At 42.5% G+C, this 365-nt stretch carries 1 protein-coding gene; it reads right to left on the minus strand.

What is annotated here, in order from left to right; translation table 11 throughout:
* Positions 1 to 163: 163 nt before the first annotated feature.
* Positions 164 to 365, minus strand: a 202-nt coding sequence (locus tag B9T16_RS29580; RefSeq protein ID WP_410246483.1) for a hypothetical protein, incomplete at its 5' end; no start/stop codon positions are given.

Consider the following 365-nt stretch of genomic DNA (forward strand, 5'->3'; position numbering starts at 1 on the left):
TGTTAATTATGTCGGACTACGAGGGTATAAATAAACCCGCCCCCACCCRGTGATTAATTAATAATKGTTAATTSACAGGGCGGGTTCTGCTGGTAATTATGTCAAACCACCAGGGTATAAATAAACCCGCCCTATATGGGGTTCTGCTGTTAATTATGTCGGACTACGAGGGTATAAATAAACTGGCCCTATCTGGGGTTCTGCTGTTAATTATGTCAAACCACCAGGGTATAAATAAACCCGCCCTATCTGGGGTTCTGCTGTTAATTATGTCAAACCACCAGGGTATAAATAAACCCGCCCCCACCCGGTCATTAATTAATAATGGATAATTAATAATGGATAATTGTCGGGGCGGGTTCTGC

Source organism: Arthrospira sp. PCC 8006, from assembly GCF_046480465.1.
Classification (GTDB): Bacteria; Cyanobacteriota; Cyanobacteriia; order Cyanobacteriales; family Microcoleaceae; genus Limnospira; species Limnospira platensis.